This window comes from Tunturiibacter lichenicola (assembly GCF_051013355.1).
Lineage (GTDB): Bacteria > Acidobacteriota > Terriglobia > Terriglobales > Acidobacteriaceae > Edaphobacter > Edaphobacter lichenicola_F.
In genome coordinates, this window is record NZ_CP132944.1 from 4,383,532 (window position 1) to 4,406,182 (window position 22,651).

At 59.7% G+C, this 22,651-nt stretch carries 18 protein-coding genes; 11 read left to right on the forward strand and 7 right to left on the reverse strand.

The window, feature by feature from the left end; all coding sequences use genetic code 11:
- Positions 1 to 80: 80 nt before the first annotated feature.
- Both RBB82_RS18305 and RBB82_RS18310 read left to right on the forward strand, forming a co-directional pair.
- The gene (locus RBB82_RS18305) at positions 81 to 890 is read left to right on the forward strand and encodes a GNAT family N-acetyltransferase (RefSeq protein WP_433972180.1); all 810 of its coding nucleotides are present in this window, start codon (positions 81 to 83) and stop codon (positions 888 to 890) included.
- A complete protein-coding gene (locus RBB82_RS18310; RefSeq protein WP_433972181.1) occupies positions 877 to 1,719 on the forward strand; it encodes a lysophospholipid acyltransferase family protein in 843 nt (280 codons plus the stop codon). The genes RBB82_RS18305 and RBB82_RS18310 overlap by 14 nt, the downstream gene beginning before the upstream one ends.
- Here the strand turns inward: RBB82_RS18310 and udk are convergent.
- Positions 1,654 to 2,346 (reverse strand): uridine kinase, encoded by a 693-nt coding sequence (gene udk / locus RBB82_RS18315; protein WP_433972182.1) that lies wholly within the window; start codon positions 2,344 to 2,346, stop codon positions 1,654 to 1,656. The genes RBB82_RS18310 and udk overlap by 66 nt on opposite strands.
- Before the next feature lie 2 nt (positions 2,347 to 2,348).
- Positions 2,349 to 3,224 (reverse strand): purine-nucleoside phosphorylase, encoded by an 876-nt coding sequence (locus RBB82_RS18320; protein ID WP_433972183.1) that lies wholly within the window; start codon positions 3,222 to 3,224, stop codon positions 2,349 to 2,351.
- 471 nt (positions 3,225 to 3,695) lie between these two features.
- Here RBB82_RS18320 and RBB82_RS18325 point away from each other — a divergent pair, with 471 nt between their 5' ends.
- The gene (locus RBB82_RS18325) at positions 3,696 to 4,241 is read left to right on the forward strand and encodes a redoxin domain-containing protein (RefSeq protein WP_433972184.1); all 546 of its coding nucleotides are present in this window, start codon (positions 3,696 to 3,698) and stop codon (positions 4,239 to 4,241) included.
- 117 nt (positions 4,242 to 4,358) lie between these two features.
- Here RBB82_RS18325 and RBB82_RS18330 read toward each other — a convergent pair whose 3' ends face one another.
- From RBB82_RS18330 to RBB82_RS18340, 3 genes are all read right to left on the reverse strand, one after another.
- The gene (locus RBB82_RS18330) at positions 4,359 to 5,483 is read right to left on the reverse strand and encodes a PP2C family protein-serine/threonine phosphatase (protein ID WP_433972185.1); all 1,125 of its coding nucleotides are present in this window, start codon (positions 5,481 to 5,483) and stop codon (positions 4,359 to 4,361) included.
- 83 nt (positions 5,484 to 5,566) lie between these two features.
- The gene (locus RBB82_RS18335; RefSeq protein ID WP_433972186.1) at positions 5,567 to 6,802 is read right to left on the reverse strand and encodes a NupC/NupG family nucleoside CNT transporter; all 1,236 of its coding nucleotides are present in this window, start codon (positions 6,800 to 6,802) and stop codon (positions 5,567 to 5,569) included.
- Positions 6,803 to 7,013: 211 nt separating this feature from the next.
- Positions 7,014 to 8,867 (reverse strand): sigma 54-interacting transcriptional regulator, encoded by a 1,854-nt coding sequence (locus tag RBB82_RS18340; protein ID WP_433972187.1) that lies wholly within the window; start codon positions 8,865 to 8,867, stop codon positions 7,014 to 7,016.
- A gap of 323 nt (positions 8,868 to 9,190) precedes the next feature.
- On the opposite strand from RBB82_RS18340, the gene RBB82_RS18345 reads away from it, so the two are divergent.
- On the forward strand, positions 9,191 to 9,619 hold the full coding sequence (locus RBB82_RS18345; protein WP_433972188.1) for a hypothetical protein: 429 nt from the start codon (positions 9,191 to 9,193) through the stop codon (positions 9,617 to 9,619).
- Positions 9,620 to 9,712: 93 nt separating this feature from the next.
- Here RBB82_RS18345 and RBB82_RS18350 read toward each other — a convergent pair whose 3' ends face one another.
- Together RBB82_RS18350 and RBB82_RS18355 are read right to left on the reverse strand one after the other, a co-directional pair.
- Positions 9,713 to 11,104, reverse strand: coding sequence for a thymidine phosphorylase (locus tag RBB82_RS18350; protein ID WP_433972189.1), 1,392 nt, complete (start codon positions 11,102 to 11,104; stop codon positions 9,713 to 9,715).
- Positions 11,105 to 11,150: 46 nt separating this feature from the next.
- Complete coding sequence (locus RBB82_RS18355; protein WP_433972190.1) at positions 11,151 to 11,624, reverse strand: cytidine deaminase; 474 nt, start codon at positions 11,622 to 11,624, stop codon at positions 11,151 to 11,153.
- Positions 11,625 to 11,670: 46 nt separating this feature from the next.
- On the opposite strand from RBB82_RS18355, the gene RBB82_RS18360 reads away from it, so the two are divergent.
- The 7 genes from RBB82_RS18360 to RBB82_RS18390 all read left to right on the forward strand — a co-directional run bounded on the left by RBB82_RS18360 (position 11,671) and on the right by RBB82_RS18390 (position 22,647).
- Entirely contained in the window at positions 11,671 to 13,851 is a 2,181-nt protein-coding gene (locus RBB82_RS18360; protein WP_433972191.1) for a chemotaxis protein CheA, read from the forward strand.
- Positions 13,848 to 14,384 (forward strand): chemotaxis protein CheW, encoded by a 537-nt coding sequence (locus RBB82_RS18365; RefSeq protein WP_433972192.1) that lies wholly within the window; start codon positions 13,848 to 13,850, stop codon positions 14,382 to 14,384. Before RBB82_RS18360 ends, RBB82_RS18365 begins: the two co-directional genes overlap by 4 nt.
- Positions 14,362 to 14,733 (forward strand): response regulator, encoded by a 372-nt coding sequence (locus RBB82_RS18370; RefSeq protein WP_433972193.1) that lies wholly within the window; start codon positions 14,362 to 14,364, stop codon positions 14,731 to 14,733. The genes RBB82_RS18365 and RBB82_RS18370 overlap by 23 nt, the downstream gene beginning before the upstream one ends.
- Positions 14,734 to 14,769: 36 nt before the next feature.
- Complete coding sequence (locus RBB82_RS18375) at positions 14,770 to 15,999, forward strand: protein-glutamate methylesterase/protein-glutamine glutaminase (protein ID WP_433972194.1); 1,230 nt, start codon at positions 14,770 to 14,772, stop codon at positions 15,997 to 15,999.
- Positions 15,986 to 16,813, forward strand: coding sequence for a CheR family methyltransferase (locus tag RBB82_RS18380; RefSeq protein ID WP_433972195.1), 828 nt, complete (start codon positions 15,986 to 15,988; stop codon positions 16,811 to 16,813). Before RBB82_RS18375 ends, RBB82_RS18380 begins: the two co-directional genes overlap by 14 nt.
- Before the next feature lie 97 nt (positions 16,814 to 16,910).
- A complete protein-coding gene (locus RBB82_RS18385; protein ID WP_433972196.1) occupies positions 16,911 to 21,743 on the forward strand; it encodes an Lhr family helicase in 4,833 nt (1,610 codons plus the stop codon).
- Positions 21,736 to 22,647, forward strand: a complete 912-nt coding sequence (locus RBB82_RS18390) for an Fpg/Nei family DNA glycosylase (RefSeq protein ID WP_433972197.1) — start codon at positions 21,736 to 21,738, stop codon at positions 22,645 to 22,647. Before RBB82_RS18385 ends, RBB82_RS18390 begins: the two co-directional genes overlap by 8 nt.
- Positions 22,648 to 22,651: the final 4 nt, after the last annotated feature.

A 22,651-nucleotide genomic window follows, 5' to 3' on the forward strand; every position in this document is an offset into this window, starting at 1 on the left:
TTGTTATGAACACTCTGTAACAGAAGACAAAGCAGACTGACATCGAACGCAGCACATCCTGGACGTTGTAAGGAGAGTCGATGCTCACAGTCACTGAGTCGCCGATCGTACTTCTGCCCAATCGAGCTGTATCCCCGGAGTTGCCGTCAAAGAAAGATATACGACTGGAAGCGGGGAACTATGTGGTGCGTCTGGCGCTGTCTGAAGGAGAACGGGCTGCCGCCTTTCGACTGCGCTTCCTGGTGTTCAACCTGGAGATGAATGAAGGGCTTGAGTCGGCGTACGTCGATGGCTATGACAAGGACCATTTTGACGATGTGTGCGACCACATGATCGTGCAGGATCTGAGTTCTGGCGCGATTGTGGGGACGTATCGGATGCAGATGGGGGATGTGGCAGGGCAGTACTTTGGGTATTACAGCGAGCAGGAGTTTTGTTTTGGGCCGTATGAGGCGATGCGCGGGCAGATTGTGGAGTTGGGGCGGGCTTGCATTAGCCGGGAACATCGCTCGTCTGAGGTGTTGCATCTCTTATGGCGTGGGATTGCACGGTATGCGCTGGTGAATGGCGGTCGTTACATGATGGGATGCTGCTCGTTGACATCGCAGGATGCGGATATGGGGCATGCGGTGTATGAGTCGCTGCAGAGCTGCATGGTGGACCGCTCGCTGTTGACTGTCACCACGCCGGCGTTTGCGTTGCCTGCGGCGAAGACAAAGATGCCTGATGTGCGAGCGCCGAAGTTGCTGCGAGCTTATCTGACGATTGGGGCGAAGATCTGCAGCGAGCCTGCGATCGATCGTAGCTTCAAGACGATTGATTTTCTGACTCTGCTGGATTTGCAGACTCTGCATCCGCGGGTGGCGAAGAGATTTCTTGAGGGATACTGAAGTGACGGCTCCACGGTCGGTCAGGTCGCTGGTGCGGTCGTTGTGGCGCAGTGGGCTATTCGTGGCGTTGCTGCTGGCGGCGGCTGTGGATTGCAGGCTTCGGCGGCCGAAGATTGGGGCTGAGGGGGCGGTGTGGATCCATGGGTGGTGTCGACGGATTGTCGGGGCGTTGGGGTTTGAGTGTGGCGTTGAGGGCGTGATGCCGACGGGTGGAGCTGTGGTGTCGAATCACCTGAGCTACCTGGATATTCTGCTGTACAGTTCGGTGCAGCCGTTCGTGATGGTGGCGAAGACGGAGGTGCGCGGTTGGCCGCTGCTGGGTTGGCTTACGGCCCAGGCTGGGACTGTGTATGTGGAGCGTGGTGGTAGACCGAAGACTTATCCTGCGGTGAATGCGGCGATGGCTGAGGCTTATCGGAGTGGATTGCCTGTGCTGTTCTTCCCCGAGGGGACGACGACGGATGGAGCTGGTGTGCTGGCGTTTCGTCGTGGGTTGTTTCACTCGGTGCTGAGTGGTGGGATTGCGTTGCGGACTGCGGCGCTGCGATACACGCTTGATTCGCATGGTGTGAATGGCGATGCGACGGTTGGCGAAGATGTCTGCTGGTGGGGCGATATGGAGTTTGTCTCACATATGTTTCGGTTTCTTGGGCTGCGGGGGCTGCGAGCGCGGATTCGATTTGGCGAAGAGATCGTTGAGCGGGCCGATCGATTTGTGTTGTCGGAGGGGGCGCAGGCGGTTGTGGCGGAGATGTATGAGGAGTTAGGCGGAGGGGTTGGGGCGCGATTGGGGTGGGAGCACGACGCCAAGCTGGTTGAGGCGTTGTAAGACCTGTTCGACGGACCAATCGAGGGCGTCTGTGCCTTCTACGGTTATGGATGCGTGAGTGGCAGAGGGCAGGACGTAGAGATCTGCCATTGGCTTAGCGGTTGCGTCGAACTGGGCGCGAACGCTCTCTTCGGTGCGGCCGCGTTCGCGCATGTCGCGATAGATGCGACGATTGAGACAGATCTGGTTTGGAGCGTTGACGTAGATGCTGAAGTCGTAGAGGGAGCGGAGAGCTTCGTAGTGGAGGGCGAGGATGCCTTCGACGATGAGGAACTCTGTTGAGGCGATGAGTTCTGTCTGGTTCGGCACGCGGGTGTGGTTGGCGAAGTCGTAGATTGGGCGATTGATTGATTCGTGGTTGGCGAGGGCACGGATGTGTTCGGCTAGAAGCGTGTGCTCGATGGAGTTGGGGTGGTCGAAGTTTTGGAAGGGGCGATCTTCCGGGGGGAGGTGGCCGAGGTCGCAGTAGTAAAAGTCCAGCGGGAGGAGCGTTGCTTTGAACTGGGCGGTGAGTTCTCTGGCCAGGGTGGTTTTGCCGGAGCCGGAGCAGCCTGCGATGCCGAGGATGAAGGGGCGGCGGGGTAAGGTGAGCTGTTCGGGAGTCGACTGTGGAATTGGTTCTGTCACGGTTACAATTTAATTTTGGCAGCTACAAGCTGTTCGATTGCGATCTGAGGGATGAGGGCGGTGAGGAGGCTGGTGAACTGCTTTTCTGCGTAGCGGCCGGTCTCCATGACCTCTTCGTGATTGATTTGCTGGTCGAGAACACCGGATGCCATGTTGGTTACGAGTGAGAGTCCGAGGACTTCGAGGCCCATGTGGCGAGCTACGATGACCTCGTGAACGGTGGACATGCCGACGAGGTCGGCACCGAGGGTGCGGAAGGCGCGGATCTCGGCAGGGGTTTCGAAGCTGGGGCCGAGGACGGCGAGGTAGACGCCTTCGGTGAGGAGAAACTCCTGTCGTTCGGCCTCTTCGATGGCGAGGGTGCGGAGTTTGAGGGAGTAGGCGGAGCTCATGTCGAAGAAGCGCTGGCCTGCGCCGGGGACCATGGCGAAACGCGGCTCGTTGGGGCCCAGGGCGGCGTTGGTTCCGGTGAGGTTGATGTGGTCGGAGATGGCGACGAGCGAGCCTTGCTGGAGGGTGGTCCGGATGCCGCCTGCTGCGTTGGTGACGATGAGGGTTTTGCAGCCGAGGAGGCCGAGGACACGGGTGGGGAAGGTGACCTCGGAGATGGGGTAGCCCTCATAGGCGTGGACACGGCCCTGCATGACCGCAACCGTGACTCCTGCGATGGTGCCCAGGACGAGGTGGCCGGAGTGGCCCTGGACCGTTGACCGTGGGAAGTTTGGGATGTCGGCGTAGGGGATGCGTGTGGCGTCTTTGACGTGGGTGGCGAAGTTTCCCAGGCCGGAGCCGAGGATGACGCCGATGGATGGGAGGAGCGGTGTTCTGGCATGGATGAAGTCGGCGGCGGATTGGGCCTTGCTGTAGATGTCGGTCATAGATCTTTGGTGCTGCTCTCCCTGGGGTTGCACCGGCATAGGGTACCCCCCCCTATATACCTCGCCTAAATTATCCAGAATCAACAACTTACGAGGGGTTGATTCCGGCAAATTCGTCATTCCAAATGGGTTACATCCAAATTCGTCCAGCGAAAGGACTTAGCTCCAATCTCTCCCTGTTGGCTCAGTCTAACTTGTGTGGTTATTCCACTGTTAATAGTTTAGCGAGCGGGCAGGGGTAAATGCGCCACGGTTTCGGGTTTTATTTTTTACGTTGGCGAAGACGCGGAGATGCTGGATTGGCGCGGGTTTTGGCGTCACTGCACGACACTTTATTTTCTTTTGTGTGAGCGCCGGGGGCTTGACAGAAAAAACGGTGTGTCGCGTGGGGGAGTCTGAGCAGGAAAAGCTGGCGTGCGCCAAATCTTAATGAGAGGGTTTGTGCGTAGCAAGATGTAGGAGCGGGGGCATGTGATGGGAAGCGCTGGGTTGAGTTCAACGGATGATGTTGCGGGGCGGTTTGCTTCGATTCATACCGAGTCGGGGGCGAGCCTGTTGGAGTTGGTGGAGGCTTCGCCGGTGCTGCTGATCTTTCTGAGGCACTTTGGATGTTCTTTTTGCCGTCAGGCGATCAGCGATGTTGCGGATCTTCGTGAGGAACTGGCGCGACGTGGGGTGCGGCCGGTGTTTGTTCATCTGGGTACGCCGGAGCGAGCGAAGCCGTTCTTCGATTACTACGGGATTGGGGACGTGGAGCGGGTGAGCGATCCGGAGGCCAAGATCTATCGGGATCCGGTGTTTCTGCTGCCGCGGATCAATCCGTTTCTGACTCTGCTGCAGCCTGCGGTGTGGGCGGGCTGGTTGAAGGGCGCGATCTTCAAGCATGGAATCGGAGCGATCAAAGAAGATGGGGAGCAGATGCAGGGGCTCTTCTTTTTGAAGGGGCCTAAGATTGTGCGGCAGTTTCGGTATCGGACGATTGCGGATGAGCCGGATTATTTGAAGCTGGTTGCGTGAGGCTACTGTCCTGCCGGACGGCCCACTGCGCGTGGGGCGGCCACTTCGTGGCGGGTGTACCTTTTCCTGCTTTGTGATCGGCTTTGGTCCTCCCGTTGGTCGGGGCTGACATTTTTTTTAGAGTACTTTTGCTACTACTACGGTCAGGTCGTCAGACTGTTGCGTGGTTCCGGCGAAGTTCGAGACTGCCTCCGCAATGTCGGCGACTACGCTTGCTGCGGGCTCTGATTCTTTGCTGAGGACGAGTTTTTTTAGCCGGTCGAGTGAGAACTCTTCTTCGGTTTCGTTCTCCTGTTCGGTGACGCCGTCGGTGTAGAGGATGAGGATGTCGCCGGGTTCGAGTGGGACGATGGTGTTGGTGAACTGGGCGTCGGGGAGGATGCCCATGATAGGGCCTGCTTCTTCAAGAAGGAGCGACTCGCCGGTCTTCGGGCGAAGGAGGAGTGGTGGGTTGTGGCCGCCGCAGGCGTACTCGAGTGTGCGACGGGATGGGTTGAAGCGGGCGTAGAACATGGTGACGAAGGTCGCGGGGTTCGTGATCTGTTTGATGATACCGTCGAGGTCTTTGAGGATGGCGGCAGGGCCACTGAGTTCGCCGGCGTGGAGACGGAGAGCTACGGCGAGGGAGGGCATGAGAAGAGATGCGGCGGCGCCTTTGCCGGAGACGTCGGCGATGACGACATCGACGATCTCGTCGGAGACCTTGAAGAAGTCGTAGTAGTCGCCGCCGAGGAGACGAGCGGTTTGCATGGCGGCAGCGAGTTCGATGCCAGGCATGATTGGGGGCTTTGATAAAACCTGACGCTGAACTTGAGAGGCGAGGGTGAGGTCGCGCTCATATTCGTCTCGTTGGCGCCGGACCTCGGCCGCGAGGCGCTCGCGCTGTCTTGCGATGAGGGTGACGAGAAATCCGACGATCAGGAAGCCGGTCAAGCCTAGCGCGATGTGGGCGATCCTAAGGTTGATCGACTCCGCGGGTGGTCCGAAGAGGTCTTGCAGGACGGTGCAGAGGATGGCGAGGGCGATGGTGACTGGAAGTGGGTTGACCAGCGCACAGAGGGCTATGGGGAGAACGTAGAGATAGCCCATGGAGATGTTGACGACTACCTTCCAGTCTGTGAAGGCGACGGCAGCGATGGCCAGGGCGACGACGACGTTGAGTAGACCTGTTGTTCTGTTCTCTTCGGCGATGACTTGTTGCTTGTAGTCGGCGCTGTTTTTGTTTCCTTGTCTGAATGCCATCGCTCATGCTCTTTCGCAAGGTGAGGTACGCGGAGATTTTAGTCCTACAGAGTTGGAGGCTTCGATGTTATTTGGCTTCGGTGTTATTTGATGAGCATGGAGACGATGCTGGCGGACATGAGGTTGGCCATGGTTCCGGCGAGCATGGCGCGAAGGCCCAGCTGGGCGAGGTCGTTACGGCGGTTGGGGACGAGGGCGCCGATGCCGCCGATCTGCATGCCGATGGAGCCTACGTTTGCGAAGCCGCAGAGGGCGAAGGTGGCGATGGAGAAGGTGCGTGGGGTAAGGGTGGATTTGATGGCGCCTAATTGGGTGAAGGCGACGAACTCGTTGATCATGGTGCGGGTGCCGAGGAGGTTGCCGATGGTGGGAGCTTCGCGCCAGGGGATGCCGATGAGCCAGGCGATGGGGGCTCCGATGACGCCGAGGATGGCGTTGAGGGAGTGAGGGAAGGGAATGTGTCCGTGGGCCCAGGCGAAGTTGGAGATGCCGAGCATGATGGCGTTGAAGAGGCCGACGAGAGCGACGAAGCTGATGAGCATGATGGCGACGTTGAAGGCGAGTTTGCCGCCATCGAGAGTGCCACGGGCGATGGAGGCGATGAAGTTTTCGTCTTTGTGCTCCTCGTTGGGAGGCATGTGGACGGTGCCGATGGTGGCGGGGACTTCGGTTTCGGGGACGAGCATTTTTGCGACGAGGATGGTGCCGGGTGCGGTCATGATGACGGCGGAGAGGAGATCTTGCGCGTTGATGCCGAAGCTGATGTAGGCGGCCATGATGCCTCCGGAGACGTGGGCCATGCCGGAGGTCATGATGACCATAAGTTCGCTGCGGGTTGCGCCGGCGAGGAAGGGGCGGATGGTGAGGGGGGCTTCGGTCTGGCCCATGAAGATGCTTGCGGCGACGTTGGTGGACTCGGCACCGGAGGTTCCCATGGTGCGCTGCATGATCCAGGCGACGATGCGGATGACGTGCTGCATGAGGCCGATGTGGTACATGATGGCGAAGAAGGCGCTGACAAAGATGATGGTGGGGAGGACGGCGAAGGCGAGGATGGCGAAGGGCCCGGGGGTGCCGAGGCGGCCGAAGACGAGGGAGGAGCCGTCGACCGAGTGCGCGAGGAGGGAGGTGATGACGGCGCTGACGTTGTGGAGGATGAGTTGGCCGGTGTTCCACTTGATGACGAGGAAGGCGAAGATGATCTGCAGGCTGAGACCCCAGGCAACGGTGCGCCAGCGGATGGCGCTGCGGTTGGTGGAGAAGGCGTACGAGAGGCCAAGAAACGTGATGAGGCCGAGAAGACCGATGAATCGGGGCAAAGGCTGCTCCTGCTAGATGGATCGCAATTATGAGTACGGGTTGAGTGTAACGGGTGGGAGGGGGAGGGGCCTAGGGATTTCAAGGTTTGTTGTTGCACGAGCGGTGTGAGTTGAGTTGTCGGAGCACGCGCTGTTGGAGTTGAGAACAGCTGCAACGCTCCATGTTGGAGTAGTACAGATCGGTCGTGTCGCTAATTTGTTTCTGGGCTCGTTACGTTTGATCGGATTTGAGATTGAGGTTGCGGGCCAGGCGGTGGAGGTACTTGGGGTGAATGCCGAGGAGGCGCGCGGCTTCGGGATAGCTGCCCTTCGATTCGCGTAGTGCGTTGAGGATCATCTCTTTTTTGGATTGGTTGAGGACGTCGTGGTAGCGGGCTCCGGCGAGTTCTGCGGATTGCTCCTCGAGTACTCCGTTGGGAAGATCTTCGGGGAGGATCTCTTCGGTAAGGCCCAGGACGATGGCGTGCTCGATTGCGTTCTCGAGTTCGCGAACGTTTCCGGGCCAGCTGTAGGCTGTCAGGAGCGCGCGGGCCTCGCGTGAGATTCCCTTGAAGGGGCGCTTCGCTCTTTGCGCGTATTTTGACGCGAAAAAAAGAGCGAGGAGAGGGATGTCTTCACGATGTTCGCGAAGAGGTGGGATCGTGACGGAGACAACGTTGAGGCGGTAGTAGAGGTCCTGACGAAATTCGCCGGACTTGATGGCCTGCTCGAGATTTTTGTTGGTGGCGGCTAGAACGCGCGCTTTGAACGGGACGGAGTTTGTTCCTCCGACGCGCTCGAACTCTTTTTGCTGAAGGACTCGGAGTAACTTGGCCTGCATGGGTGGGGCGAGTTCGCCGATCTCGTCCAGAAACAGCGTTCCGTCTTCGGCTGCTTCGAGCTTTCCCTTTCTCATTCCGACGGCGCCGGTGTAGGCACCCTTTTCATGGCCGAAGAGTTCGCTTTCGAGGAGCGTCTCGGGGATTGCGGCGCAGTTGATGGCGATGAATGGGCGATCTTTCCGAGGGCTGATCTGATGTATGGAGCGTGCGACAACTTCTTTTCCGGTGCCGCTTTCGCCACGGATGAGGACGGTGGAGTCGCTCTGTGAGACGCGGGAGATGAACTCTTCTACCTGGCGGATTTGCTTGCTTTCGCCGATCAGGTTGCTGGTCTGGTTTAGCTCTTGCTTCAAGCGCAGATTTTCGGAGCGAAGAGAGTCGAGGGCGAGTATGTTTTCAAGCGTGACTGCAGCGATGCGGGAGACCGAGTCGAGAAAGTGAATGTGGTCCTCGCGGAATGGCGGAGCGGGGTGAGGCGAGGTGAGATAGATGGCGCCGATGGTTCGTTCAACGGCCACGAGTGGGAGGCAGAGTATGTTTCGCGCTGCGGTTGAGTCTGAAGGTGACTCGGTGAAGACGGCGGCTCTCTCCCAGATTGCGCGATGAACGAACTCTCGCTGAATTTCGATGTTCGACGCCTCGTCGGTCTTTCGGCTCCATGCGCAGATGGAAGGACTCTCCTCTTCGAGATCGGTCAGCAGAACGACAGCGCCGTCTTCGGCTGGGACGACTTCGAAGATCAGGCGAAGAAGTTCGCGTTGCAGGAGTTCTGCGTCGCGGATTGAGTTGATAATGTTGCTGATTCTGAACAGCGCGGTTAGATCGCGCGCCATCCGCCCTACCTCGATGCCAAATGCCGGGGGCACGGGTGAGTCCTCCACTCGAAACATCGCGAGTCTGGTGTTGGAAGAGCTGTCGCTCAGGTGGATTTTGGAGGTGGGGGTATGTTCGCCTTCGTGGGTGAGGAAGACGAACTCGGCGCTGCCGATGCGGATGGTATCGCCGTGGTCCACGGTCTTGCGGCGTATGGGGGTTCCATTGACGAAGGTACCGTTCTGGCTGTCGAGGTCGATGAGTTCATGTAGCGCTTCGGTCTTTCGGATGGTGCAGTGTCTTCGCGAGACCACGGGATCGACCAGGCATAGCTGATTCGCGTCGTCGCGGCCGATGGAGATCTGGCCGTCGACGAGCTGTCGAACAGTGCCTGTCAGCGAACCTTTGATGGCAAGGAGCCGCGGCTGCATCGGGGACCTCCGATGCGTCAAAGTGTAGCTGAATTGACGGTATGCAGGGTATTCAAGGGTGACGGGAGCCTATCGGATACCTGCGGGTAACCGTTCGGATACCGATGAGACTGAGCGTGGCGGAGGGCGATTGCGAAGGGGCTGATTGATGCGGGTGTATCTCGTTGCAAATGCACGCATGCGGTTTTCTTGCACGGACTCTGGCCACTTTGGCCACGGGCTTGCAATATATCCGGGCATAGCAAACACGCTCCAGACAGTATTCCGGAGCACCCGGGCCAAGAGGGAGCCGAATGAGGGCACCTCAGAAAAAGGAGATCACCATGAACCGCATATCCGCAATCGCTCTCTTCGTCGCAGCAAGTTTCGTTACGGCCGGCAGCGCCATGGCACAGGATCATCGAGTCCAGGCAACCGTTCCGTTCAACTTCACCGTCAATGGTGAATCGCTTCCAGCTGGCACTTACGTTATCGGCTCCGATATCTCTTCTCCACGCATCGTCACGATTAGCGATCGAGCGAAGAAGGTTAATCTGATGGCCGTTACATTGCCCGATTCGAGCAGCTCGCATGTGTCGAACAAGCTGGTCTTCCATAAGTATGGAAACCAGTACTTCCTCAGCGAGATTCGTTGCGACTCTGCGTCGATGAACGCTCACCTTACGACCTCGAAGCAGGAGAAGTGGGCAAAGGCACGGACGCAAGAGGCAGCTCTTCGCGAAGACAACAATGTTCTGGTCGCGCTCAACTAGTTACTCAGAGGTTGAGATGAGATGGACCCGGAGACGATGTCTCCGGGTCTTCTTCTGTTTCTAGAGCGCTGTCTGAGAACAGTTCGTCGGCTATTATTTTTTTTGAATTACTTCGCGGATGAGGGGTTGGTTCTGGGGTGGTGTCGAGGCAATGTGGAGGGTTTCGCGGAGCATGGCTTCGGGTTCGTCGAGGAGATCGGGGTCTTCGCTGAAGAGAGTGATGAGGGGTTGGCCGATTTTAATTTTGGCTCCGAGTTTGGCGTGCATCTCGATGCCGGCGTGGGCGCTGACGGGGTCGCCGGGTTTGGCGCGGCCTGCGCCGAGGCGTTGAACGGCCCAGCCGACTTGTTTGCAGTCCATGCTGGCGAGATAGCCGGAGTGAGTGGCGGCGAGTGTGCGTGAGGCAGTGGGTTGGTGGTGCGCTGCGGGATCTTCGAAGACGGCGATGTCGCCGCATTGGGTTGCAACGATCTTGAGCCACGCTTTGTAGGCGGTGCCGCTGAGGAGGATGTTGTTGGAGAGAATTGCACCTTCTTCCGGGGTCGCGGCGTGTCCGGCGAGGTGAAGCATCCAGCCGGAGAGGATGTTCGAGAGTTCGATCAGGTCGGCCGACATGGGATGGCGGTCCTGGGGGCGGCGGGCGCGCATGATGTCGATGCACTCCCAGACCTCGACCCAGTTTCCGGAGAAGCGGCCGAGTGGCTCGTCCATGCCGGTGAGGAGCGCGACGGTGCGGGTGCCGGAGGTTTCGCCGGTCTGGACCATGAGTTCGGCGAGGAACTTTGACTGCTCGTAGGTGGGCATGAAGGCGCCGCTGCCGACCTTGACGTCGAGGACGAGGGCCTTGAGGTCTTCGGCGAGTTTTTTGCTCATGATGCTGGCGCAGATGAGAAAGGGGGACTCGACGGTGCCGGTGTGGTCGCGGAGGGCGTAGAGGATGCGGTCGGCGGGGACGAGGTGCGGGGTTTGGCCGACCATGGCTGCGCCGCATTTTTCCAGGGTGAGGAAGAGGTGGTCGAGGGTGAGCTGCGTGTTGAAGCCGGGGATGGTTTCGAGTTTGTCGAGTGTGCCACCGGTGTGGCCGAGGCTTCTGCCAGAGATCATGGGGACGCAGATGCCGGGGATGCCTGACGATGTGGGTGAGGCCAAGCCTGCTGCGGCGAGGATGGGTGCGATGAGGAGGGATGTCTTGTCGCCGACGCCGCCGGTGGAGTGCTTGTCGATGGTGAAGGTGTGGAGTGGTGCCGCGTCGAAGGTTTCGCCGGAGTAGCGCATGGCAGAGGTGAGGGTGGCGAGCTCGTGTGGGTCGAGTCCGCGTTGGAAGACGGCCATGAGGAATGCGGCGATCTGGGCGTCGGTGACGAGCTGGTTGGTTGGGGTACGGTCGACGATGGCGCGGATGAAGGCTTTAATTTCGGCGTCGCTGAGGACGTGGCCGTCGCGCTTGTGGAGGATGACGTCGATGGGGTGGATGGGCTGAGTCATAACGATGAATGTATCTATTATAGTTACGAATTTGGATGCGAATTTCCTATGAGTTTTCCAGAACGAAGGCGGCGGGGAGTAGTTTGGCGATGGTGGTCTCGGCGATGACTCCGAAGGCGGAGGGATAGAAGACGATGGTGTCGGGGGTGCTGAACTCGTGGATGGTCTGGCGACAGGCTCCGCAGGGTTCGCTGGCGGCGGCGTTGAGGTTAGCGATGGCGACGGCACGGATGCGGATGCCCGGTCCGTGGAGGGAGACGGCGGTGGCGATGGCGGCCTGCTCGGCGCAGGTGGTGAGGCGGTAGGAGGCGTTCTCGACGTTGCAGCCGGTGACTATAGTACCGTCCGTGAGGAGGAGGGCGGCGCCGACGCGAAATTTGCTGTAGGGCGCGTAGGCGTGTTCCGCAACGGCGCGCGCTCGCTGTTGGAGATCGGCGATTTGTGCGGGGGGGAGCTCGCTGGGACGTTCGGTGGAGGACATGATGTGAGTGAGGCTATCGGGTGCGGGGTTCGATAGCAAGTCGTGTTGCGCTCATGGTTACCGTCCTGTGTCCGATAGAGAGAGTGTGGACGACCTAACCAAAGAATTTATCGCAGAGAGCCAGGAAGGTCTGGACCGGATGGAACGGTGTCTGACTGAGCTCGAGACGCGGCCTGACGACGCTGGATTGCTGGGAGAGATCTTCCGTGCGGTGCACACGATCAAAGGGACGACGGGGTTTCTGGGATTCGATCGCCTGGAGAAGCTGGCGCACGCGGGAGAGCATCTGCTGGGTTCGCTGCGGGACGGCAGACTTGCTGTGACCTCGGAGCTGATCAGCGGGCTGTTGCGCTTGATGGATGGGCTGCGCGCGATTCTGGTGCTGATTGAGGAGACCGGCAGCGAAGGGACCCGGGCGGGTGATGAAGACGGAGAGCTGATCGCAGAGTTGGCGATGTTGAACGGGCAGGAGCCTGCGGAGTTGCCGGAGATCGAGGCTCCTCAGATTGCTTTGGTGGAGACGACCAAGGTAGAGGGTGCTGTGCCTGTCGCTGGGAGTGGGGCATCGCCAGGTTTGCAGCCGACGGTAGTGAGTGAGAAGGCAAGCGCCGATAAGACGCTGCGTATCGATGTAGACGTGTTGAATCGCATGATGAATCTGGTGGGAGAGCTGGTGTTGACTCGCAACCAGATGCTGCAGAGCGGCATGGAGGCGGCGAACTTTCCCGAACTGGCGCGGCGTCTGGATAGCGTTACCGCGGATCTGCGCGAGACGGTGATGCAGGCCAGGATGCAGCCGGTGGGAAATCTGTTTGGCAAGTTTCCGCGGATGGTGCGGGATCTGGCGCGGACGTGCGGCCGTGATGTGAGGGTTGAGTTTAGCGGGCAGGAGACTGGGCTGGATAAGAGCTTGCTGGAGGCGATCAAAGATCCGCTGACGCATGCGGTGAGGAATGCGGTCGATCATGGAATTGAATCGCCTGCTGACCGTGTGCTGGCTGGTAAGTCGGCGGAGGGGTGTCTTCGGTTGAAGGCATTCCATCAGAGCGGGTCGGTGGTGATTGAGGTTGAAGATGATGGTGCGGGGATACCGATTGAGCGTGTGCTGCAGAAGGCGGTCGAACGGAACCTGGTGACGGCGGAGGCTGCCGCGGCGATGTCGGAGAGGGAGGCGTTGCAGCTGATATTTCTGCCGGGCTTCTCGACGGCGGCGGCGGTGACTACGGTTTCGGGGCGCGGCGTCGGGATGGATGTGGTGCGCGCGAACGTGGAGAAGGTTGGCGGGAGCGTTGAGGTGGAGTCGCGCAGGGGCGTAGGCACGACGCTGCGGCTGCGGGTGCCGCTGACGCTTGCGATTGTTCCATCGCTGGTGGTGAAGAGCGGGGGGCAGAGCTTCGCATTGCCGCAGAGCGCGTTGGTGGAGCTGGTGGATATTCCGGAGCGTGAGTTCAAAGAGGTGGTGCAGCGGATCGGCTCGTCGGAGCTTTATCGATTGAGGGAACATCTGCTGCCGATGGTGTGGCTGGATCGATTGCTTGGGTTGGATGCGGACGCTCCGGAGAAGTCGAAGGGGCATTATCTCGCGGTGCTGGAGGCGGAGGGTTGCCGGTATGGCCTGGTCGTGGATGATCTGATGTCGCCTGAGGAGATTGTGGTCAAGCCGTTGTCACCGGTGTTGCGGGAGATTGGATTGTTTTCGGGCGCGACGGTGCTGGGGAATGGGACGCTTGCTTTGATTCTGGACATTGGAGCGACCGCGGCTCGAGCTGGTGTGAAGCCGATGGAAGAAGAGATTGGTGGGATTGGTGTGGGCGAGGCCTCGGTCCAGGAGGCTGCGGGGACGCAGTTCCTGATCTTCGAGGATCGTGCGCGGGAGAGGACTGCGCTGCCGCTGGATGTGGTGGAGCGGATCGAGAGTGTGCCGCTGGGACAGATCGAGTATGCGGGTGGACGGCCGCTGTTGCAGTATCGCGGAGAGCTGTTGCCGTTGAAGGACGAAGGAAATGTGCTGGCGGATCTCGAAGCGGCGCGGCAGCGAGGCGAAGAGGTGATGGCAACGGTGCTGATCTGCGGCGATGCCGAGATGGGCGGAGTGCAGCGGGGCGGCATGATCGTGCGTCAGGTGTTGGATGTGTCGCACGGCACGCTGCTTGAGCGCGACGAGGCGACCGATGGAGTGGAGCTTGCCCTGGTGAAAGAAAAACTGACGCTGGTTCATCGTGAATTTGGTGTGAAGGCGAAGGGCGTATGGCAGGAGGTTGCATGAGAATCGCTGGCAAGGCGAAGGTCGATGAGATCCAGGATGAGAGCGATGCGGTGTCTCTCTGTTCACTGTATGCGGGGAGCGAGACGTTCGGGATCGACACGAGCAAGATACGCGAGGTGCTGGGCGAGCGGGACCTGCAGCAGGTGCCGATGTCGCCTACCTTCATCGCGGGTGTTGTGCCTTACCGTGGTGAGGTGCTGACGACCGTAAATCTTCGAGCGCTGCTCGGAGTCGAGGCGCATTCGGGGCGGAGTTGTGTGCTGGTGATGGAGGACGACAAGGCGGCGGAGCGGTTCGGCCTGGTAGTGGATGCGGTTGGCGGCGTGGTTGTGGTGAGCCAGAGCGCGTTGGAAGAAAATCCATGCACGTTGGAGGCACGAGGCAAGTGGCTCTTCGATGGAGCGTACAAGATGGAGTCAGGTCTGATGATTCGACTGGATCCGCAGAAGTTGAGCCCGTCGCGGCTGTCGGAGACGGGGTTATTTAGGAAAAATTCAAATGGAGGTGCAGATGCGAGCCTTGATCGTGGATGACTCCAGCTTCATCCGCGAGTACCTTCGGCACTTGCTGAGCCGAATGGACATCGTGTGTGAAGAGGCGGTAGACGGGAGTGACGCACTGACCGTGTTGGCAGCGCAGGAGTCCTTCGACCTGATGTTGCTGGACGTCAATATGCCGGTGATGAACGGGTTGGAGTGCGTCAAGGCGCTGCGTGATGCGAACCTCGGCCCGGACATGAAGGTGATGATGGTAACGACGGAGGCTGATCACACATTTATCACGACTGCGCTCGACAATGGTGCGGATGAGTTTCTGATGAAGCCCTTTACGCCGGAGAGTCTTCGGGAAAAGATGCTTCTGCTGGGTGTTATCGCCGCTTGAATTGCCGCCTAAACCGGAAGACTAAGGAAAGCAGACATGAGTACTTTGGATGATCGGCCTCTGCGCATCCTCGCGGCGGATGACTCCGCGGTGATGCGTGGCATCATGTGGAAGCTGTTTCAGATGCATGCGGAAGAACGCTCGGGCGAGCTGCCTCGTATGGAGTTGTGCGGGGTTGCGCAGGACGGGATTGATTGCCTGGAGTCGGTGAAGCGCCTGGCGCCGGATGTCCTTGTGCTTGATCTCGAGATGCCGAGGCTGAATGGTCTGGAGGTGTTGCATCGGCTGCGTGTGGAGAACCCTAGTCTGCCGGTGATCATGTGCAGCTCGTACACCGAGCACGGAGCGCGATCGACCCTGGAGGCGTTGGCGAGCGGTGCTTCGGACTATGTGACCAAACCGGCGGAGCAGCGCGACTTTGCTTCGGCGATGGTGTCGCTGTCGAAACAGCTGTTGCCGCGAATCGCTGCGCTGGCCAAGGGCGCTCGCCAACGGGAGGTGAGCGCGGACAAGGAGTCTTCGCCAGCCAAGAGACCGGCGTTGCAATCGGCCGAGGCACCTGCGAAGGCTGCCTTGCCTGTTGAGGTCGTTGTGATCGGATTGTCTACCGGCGGCCCAACCGCGCTCGAACAACTACTACCGAAGCTGCCGGGAGACTTTGCTGTTCCGATTCTGATTGTGCAGCATATGCCAAAGCTGTTTACCGGCGCGCTCGCGGAGCGGCTGGATAAGATCTGCAAACTGCATGTTCGAGAGGCCTATGAAAATGCAGTGATCCGTCCGGGAACGGTCTGGCTTGCTCCGGGAGATGCCCATATGGAGATAGGGCCGAGCAACGGGCTGATGGAGAAGCAGGACGCAAGCGTCGCGGGGCGAAACGGTCGCGTTCGGCTGCACCAGCGGGAGCCGTTGAACCATTGCAAACCTGCGGTTGACTATCTTTTCTTCTCTGCGGCGCGGATGTTCGGGGCCTCGGCGATGGCGCTGGTGATGACGGGAATGGGCGCGGATGGCCTGGATGGAGCGCGGGCGGTCCATGCGCGTGGTGGGACTGTACTGGCGCAGGATGAGGCGAGCTCTGCCGTTTGGGGGATGCCGGGCAAGGTGACGGAGGCCGGCATAGCCAGTGCAACCCTGTCGCTCGGCGCGATGGCAGAGGCATTGAACAAGAGGGTTAACGCAGGCCGGCTGACGAAGCTGAACGCTGTGCCGTTAGCGACGTCGGCGACGGCACCCCATCGGGAGATGACTGATGGCTGTCTCTGAGTCGGATTACACCTATCTACGTGAACTTGTGCAGGAACAGTCGGCTAACCTGATCGACCCTTCGCGCAATGCTTTGTTCGATACGAGGTTGACGCAGATTGCGAGGTTGTCGGGCGCGGAAAGCCTTGGTGACTTCGTCACGATGTTGAAATCGGGTCGTCCGGCTCATCTGCACCGGGCGGTTGCTGAGGCGATGACGATCAATGAGACCAGTTTTTTTCGCGATCTGAAGCCATTTGAGATGTTTCGGGAGGTTATTCTTCCTCGACTGATCGAACGGCGGCAGGATGCGCGCAGGCTGCGGATATGGAGTGCAGCGAGTTCGACCGGGCAGGAGGCGTACAGTCTGGCGATGGTGATCGCGGAGCATTTTCCGGACCTGGCTCATTGGGATGTCAAGATTATTGGGACCGATATCTCACGACAGGTCGTGGACTACGCGCAGAAGGGACGGTATCGGCGCCTGGAGGTGAACCGGGGACTGCCTGCGAGAATGCTGCTGAAGTACATGACGCGGGACGGCGAAGAGTGGGAGGTCAGTCCGCAGATTCGGTCGATGTGTGAGTTTCAGTACGCGAACCTATGTGCTCCGTTGTCGCTTTTGCCGGTGTTCGATCTTGTGCTGCTGAGAAACGTGTTGCTTTATTTTTCTCAGCAGGATCGACGTGCACTCTTTCGTGAGATCCATCGGAAGCTGGCTCCGGACGGATATTTGGTACTGGGGAATGCGGAGCAGGCGGAGGACTCGACGGATCTTTTTGAGGTGGAGTTCGGCGCAAACTGCTATTTTTATAGTCCCGTAAAAACGGGATGAGAGTGCTGTGGATGGTTTGAAGCGGAGGCGGACCTCAAGCCGTCGGCGCGCATCTTATACAGTGCCGCAGTTATGCTGCTGAAAGCACTTTGAGACGATGCCGCTACCTCCTTCCAAGCCGAAGAAGAAGATTGAGGCTCTGCCGCTGGCTAATAGCGCTGCGACGGGGGAGCAGGCGCTTGCGCTTTTTCATCCGATTACAGCGAAGTGGTTCAGGGCTGTGTTCGAGGGGCCGACGGCTCCGCAGGTGGAGGGTTGGCCGGCGATTGCCCGGGGTGAGTCGACGCTGATACTGGCGCCGACGGGCACAGGTAAGACGTTGACGGCTTTTCTGTGGTGTCTTGATAAATTGATGTTGCGTATCGCGCCGGAGGCTGAGCGTGGGTGTCGTGTCGTCTATCTCTCACCTCTGAAAGCGCTGGCGGCCGATGTGGAGAGGAATCTGCGTTCTCCTCTGATCGGTATTGCGAATATGGCGAAGCGCGAGGGCGTGGACGTGCGGATGCCGGAGATCAGCGTGCGCACGGGAGATACTTCGCCGAAGGAGCGGGCGCGGTTTCGGAAGCATCCTGGCGATATTTTGATCACGACACCGGAGAGTCTTTATCTGCTGCTGACGTCGGAGGCCGGAGAGGCGCTGCGATCGGTTGAGACGGTGATCGTGGATGAGATTCACGCGCTGGTGCCGAGTAAACGCGGAGCGCATATGGCGTTGTCGCTGGAGCGGTTGGAGGCGTTGACCGGGAGAAAGCTGCAGCGGATTGGGCTTTCGGCGACGCAGAGGCCATTGGAAGAGGTGGCGCGGTTTTTGGGTGGGGCGGATGCTGCGCGGCAGCGGGTTAGCGAGCAAGCGAGTCAGCGAGTCGGCGAGTCGGCAGGTGCGGATGCGTTTGGAGTTGGCGGCGTGCTGCTGGAAGCGACTGGCGATGATGGCGCAGGCGCGGAGGTGGGTGCGGGTGCTCCGCTGTACCGGCCGGTGACGGTGGTGAACGCCGGGGCGAGGAAGGTGCTGGAGCTGAAGGTTGAGGTTCCGGTTGAGGATATGGCCAGGCTCGGGGAGATTCAGGAGCAGCCGAGTGGGCCGGCTTCGCAGGGGCCGAAGCGGACTTCGATCTGGCAGTCGATTCATCCGCGACTGCTTGAGATTATTCAGTCGAGGACGTCGACGCTGATCTTTGTGAATGCTCGGCGGGTGGCGGAGCGGCTGGCGGGTGCGTTGAATGAGTTGGCGGGAGAGCAGATTGCGCGGGCACATCATGGCTCGCTTGCTGCGACGCAGCGGAGCGAGATTGAAGAGTTGCTGAAGGCGGGGAAGATCAAGGCGCTGGTGGCGACTTCGTCGTTGGAACTGGGGATTGATATGGGTGCGATCGATCTCGTGATTCAGATTGAGGCTCCACCGTCGGTTGCCAGCGGGATGCAGCGGATTGGCAGGGCGGGGCACCAGGTGGGAGCGCCTTCGCATGGGATTATCTTTCCGAAGTATCGTGCGGACTTGATCGCGTGTGCGGCGGTGACGCGGGCGATGCATGAGGGGCATGTGGAGTCGACGCGGTTTCTGCGGAATCCTCTGGATGTGTTGGCGCAGCAGATGGTGGCGGTGATTGCGCACCCTCCACTGAATGTTGTTGATGCGGAGAGGCGGTCGAAGCGCAAGAGCGAGGAAGAGGAGAGTCCGGGGCTGAGTTATGCTGCGCTGTTTGCTCTGGTTCGGGGGGCGGCTCCGTTTGCTGGGTTGAGCAAGAGTGTGTTCGACGGTGTGCTGGATATGCTGGCGGGACGATATCCGTCGGATGAGTTTGCGGAGTTGCGTCCGCGGATTACGTGGGACAGGACGAGGGACTGGATCACGCCTCGTGCTGGAGTGAAGCGGATTGCCATTTTGAATGGAGGGACGATTCCGGATCGTGGGACGTATGGGGTATTTCTCGCGGGGGAGAGGTCGAAGCCGGTGCGGGTGGGCGAGTTAGATGAGGAGATGGTCTTCGAGAGTAGGACGGGAGATACGTTTATTCTTGGGGCTTCGACTTGGCGTATCGATGAGATTACGCATGATCGAGTGTTGGTGACGCCGGCGCCGGGTGAAGCGGGAAAGATGCCGTTCTGGCATGGTGATCAGGCTGGGCGGCCGCTTGAGTTTGGGCGAAGGATTGGCGCGCTGGTGAGGGAGCTGCGGGATGCTCCGCGAAGTGTGGCGATAGCGCGGCTGACGACGGAGCATGATCTGGAACCAGGCGCGGCGGAGAATGTGTTGCGGTATCTGGCGGATCAGGAGTTGGCTACGATTAATGTTCCGGATGACCAGAACATTGTGATTGAGCGGGTGCGGGATGAGTTGGGGGATTGGCGGGTTTGTGTGCTGACGCCCTTCGGTAGCAGGGTTCATGCGCCGTGGGCGATGGCGGTTACGGCGAAGCTGCGGGCGGTGAATGGGCAAGAAGTAGAGACGATGTGGTCGGAGGATGGTTTTGTGCTGCGGTTTCCTGAGACCGAGGAGGCGCCTGGTGTTGATCCGATTTTGCTGGAGCCCGAGGAGGCGGCGGAGTTGGTGTTGCGGCAGTTGGGATCGACTGCGTTGTTTGCGGCAAAGTTTCGTGAGAGTGCGGCGCGTGCGTTGCTGCTGCCGCGAAGGAGGGCGGATGGGCGGACGCCGCTTTGGCAGCAGAGGAAGCGTGCGTATGACTTGTTGAGTGTTGCGAGTCAGTATGCTTCGTTTCCGATTGTGCTGGAGGCTTATCGGGAGTGTCTGCGGGATGTGTTCGACATGCCGGCGTTGATGGAGACGCTGCGGAATATTGGGAGTCGTTCGCTGCGGGTGCATACGGTGGATTCGCGGACGCCCTCGCCGTTTGCTTCGGCGCTGTTGTTCAGTTATGTGGCGAACTATATCTATGACGGAGATGCTCCGCTGGCGGAGAGGCGGGCGCAGGCGCTTTCGATCGATCAGGATCAGCTGCGGGAGTTGATGGGTGATGCGGATCTTCGGGAGTTGTTGGATATTCATGCGATTGAAGACACCGAGGAGCAGTTGCAGTGTGTCATTGAGAGCTATCGAGCGCGGAGTATGGATGGGGTGCACGATCTGCTGCTGCGATTGGGGGATTTGACTCGGCCTGAGTTGAGGGATCGATGTGTAACTGACGAAGTTGCAGATAGTGTTGCGAAGTTGATACGGGCGCGGCGAGTGCTGGAGGTGCAGGTTGCCGGTGAGAAGCGGCTGATCGCGGTGGAAGATGCGGCTCGTTATCGGGATGCGCTGGGGTTGCCGCTGCCGCCGGGACTGCCTTCTGCATTTTTGCAGGAGGTGCCGGATGCTGTCGTTGATTTGATACGTCGTTTTGCTAGGACGCATGGACCGTTTACGACACATGAGGCGGCTATGCGGTACGACTGGCCGACGGACAGCGTTGAGGCCGTGCTGCAGCGGTTGGTGCAGAACGGGAAGGTGGTTGAAGGTGGGTTTCGTCCGGGGGGTATCCATCGGGAGTGGTGCGATAACGAGGTGCTGCGGGCGATTCGGCGTAGATCGCTGGCGCGACTGCGGAAGGAGGTTGAGCCGGTTGAGCAGAGAACGCTGGCTCGGCTGTTTACGCGGTGGCAAGGTGTGGTGCAGCCACGGCGCGGATTGGATGCGCTGCTTGATGTGATTGAGAATCTGCAGGGCGCGCCGTTGCCAGCATCGATTTTGGAGACGGAGATTCTGCCTGCGCGATTGTTGGGATATAAATCTTCTGATCTCGATACGTTGATTGCAGCGGGCGAAGTGGTTTGGGTGGGGTTCGATCCGATTGGAGAGAGGGACGGCCGGATTGGGCTATATCTTGCCGAGAGGCTTGCGGCTCTGTGGCCGATCGCTCCTGCGCCGGTGGAACGGGTGTTGAGGGATGAAGAGGGGAAGGTGATTCCGGCGTCAGTTGCAGTGGCCAGTAAGGAAGCGGAGATTATTGGCTATCTGAAGACGCATGGTGCGTCGTTCTTTCAGGATCTTCATGATGGTGTGGGAGGAGGGTATCCGGGGGAGACACTGGAGGCGCTGTGGAGCCTGGTGTGGAAGGGGCAGTTGACCAACGATGGAATGGCGGCGCTGCGGGCATATTGCGAGAAGCCTGCGTCGAGTGGTTCGCGTAAGCCTGCGCGAAGGGTGCATCAGCAGACGGGATTTCGATCGAGGCGAACGACCCCTCCGACTGCGCAGGGGAGATGGGCGCTGCAGGGAGCGGCGTTTGCTGCAGACCGGTCGTCTACGGAGTGGAGCCACGCGATAGCGTTGCAGTTGTTGACGCGGTATGGCGTGGTGTTTCGCGAGACGGCTCATGCGGAGAACCTGCCGGGTGGATTTTCGGCGATCTACGACGTGATGAAGGCGCTGGAGGAGAGCGGGAAGATTCGGCGAGGGTACTTTGCGGCCGATCTTGGAGCGACGCAGTTTGCGATGCCGGCTGCCGTGGATCTGCTGCGTTCGTTGAGGGTGCAGCAGGATCCGGAGAAGGTGGAGATGTTGCAACTGGCGGCAACTGATCCGGCGAATCCTTATGGTGCGCTGTTGCGTTGGCCTGCTGCGGCGGATGCTGGGTCTTCTTTGACGCGGAGTGTCGGGGCGCGGGTGATCTTGTGTGATGGTGCGTTGGTGGCTTATCTGAGGCGGGGGAATCCTAATGTGCAGATGTTTTTGCCGGAGGAGGAGCCGCAGAGAAGCCAGGTGGCTCGGAGTGTGGCGGAGTTTTTGGTGACGCGGGTGCATGATGACGAGGACGCGAGCGGGCGGGGCGGAATGCTGATCTCGTCTGTGAATGGAGTCGCGGTTGCGGAGCATTGGATGGCGCGGTTTTTGCTGGATGCAGGGTTTGCGGCGGGGGCGCTGGGGTTCAATGTGCGACGTGGGTTGCCGCCGTTGCCGGGGGCTCGGGGCGAGGTGAGAGCGAATGCCTGAGGGAGATACGATCTATCGTGCTGCGCGGGCTTTGCAGAAGGCTATTGGGGGCAAAACGGTCACGGGTTTTGATACTGGTCTGGCGAAGCTGGCTCGGGTGAATGACGATGCGCCTTTGCTGGGTAGGGTGGTGGAGAAGGTGGAGTCGCGAGGTAAGTGGTGTCTGATTTTCTTCTCGGGCGATTTGATTCTGGTGACGCACATGTTGATGAGTGGGAGCTGGCATCTGTATCGCGTGGGCGAGAGGTGGCGGATGGGGCGTGACCGGATGCGGGTGGTGATTCGGACGGTTGATTGGGAGGCGGTGGGGTTCAATATTCCGGTGGCGGAGTTTCATACGGCGCGGTCGCTGGAGCGGTCGAGTCAGGTGCCGAAGCTGGGGCCGGATATTTTGTCGAACGAGTTTACGGTGGAGGGTGGTGTGGCGCGGCTTGCCGCTTACGGGAGAGAGAATCCTGATGCGGAGATTGCGGTGGTATTGCTGAATCAGAGAGTGCTGGCCGGGCTGGGGAATGTTTATAAGAGCGAGGTGGCTTTTGCGGCCGGGGTAAATCCGTTTCGTGCCATGAGGACGATTACGGCTCGCGAGATGGAAGTGATGGTGGAGGTTTCGCAACGGTACATGCGGGCGAACGTGGTGGATGGGGCAGGGGATGGGATCGTGACGTATGCGGGGAATCGGCGAACGACGCATGCGATGGATCGAGAGGAGCGACTGTGGGTGTATGGGCGACAGGGACAGGAGTGTCGGCGGTGTGGGGCTGCTGTGATGATGCGGAAGCAGGGTTTGCAGGCGCGGTCGACGTACTGGTGTCCGGAGTGTCAGGCGTGGGTGGGGATGGGTGAGACGGCTGCTCCAGTGGGGCGGACGCAGGTTGTGCGTCGGGGGAAAGTTGGGTGTTAAGCGT

Bases quoted from the DNA above. Each gene is read 5' to 3' on its own strand.
- RBB82_RS18340 (WP_433972187.1), bottom strand. From the start codon at position 8,867: ATGCAGCCGCGGCTCCTTGCCATCAAAGGTTCGCTGACAGGCACTGTT.
- RBB82_RS18380 (WP_433972195.1), top strand. From the start codon at position 15,986: ATGGCTGTCTCTGAGTCGGATTACACCTATCTACGTGAACTTGTGCAG.
- RBB82_RS18365 (WP_433972192.1), top strand. From the start codon at position 13,848: ATGAGAATCGCTGGCAAGGCGAAGGTCGATGAGATCCAGGATGAGAGC.
- RBB82_RS18345 (WP_433972188.1), top strand. From the start codon at position 9,191: ATGAACCGCATATCCGCAATCGCTCTCTTCGTCGCAGCAAGTTTCGTT.
- RBB82_RS18375 (WP_433972194.1), top strand. From the start codon at position 14,770: ATGAGTACTTTGGATGATCGGCCTCTGCGCATCCTCGCGGCGGATGAC.
- RBB82_RS18390 (WP_433972197.1), top strand. From the start codon at position 21,736: ATGCCTGAGGGAGATACGATCTATCGTGCTGCGCGGGCTTTGCAGAAG.
- RBB82_RS18350 (WP_433972189.1), bottom strand. From the start codon at position 11,104: ATGACTCAGCCCATCCACCCCATCGACGTCATCCTCCACAAGCGCGAC.
- RBB82_RS18385 (WP_433972196.1), top strand. From the start codon at position 16,911: ATGCCGCTACCTCCTTCCAAGCCGAAGAAGAAGATTGAGGCTCTGCCG.
- RBB82_RS18370 (WP_433972193.1), top strand. From the start codon at position 14,362: ATGCGAGCCTTGATCGTGGATGACTCCAGCTTCATCCGCGAGTACCTT.
- RBB82_RS18305 (WP_433972180.1), top strand. From the start codon at position 81: ATGCTCACAGTCACTGAGTCGCCGATCGTACTTCTGCCCAATCGAGCT.
- RBB82_RS18320 (WP_433972183.1), bottom strand. From the start codon at position 3,224: ATGACCGACATCTACAGCAAGGCCCAATCCGCCGCCGACTTCATCCAT.
- RBB82_RS18330 (WP_433972185.1), bottom strand. From the start codon at position 5,483: ATGGCATTCAGACAAGGAAACAAAAACAGCGCCGACTACAAGCAACAA.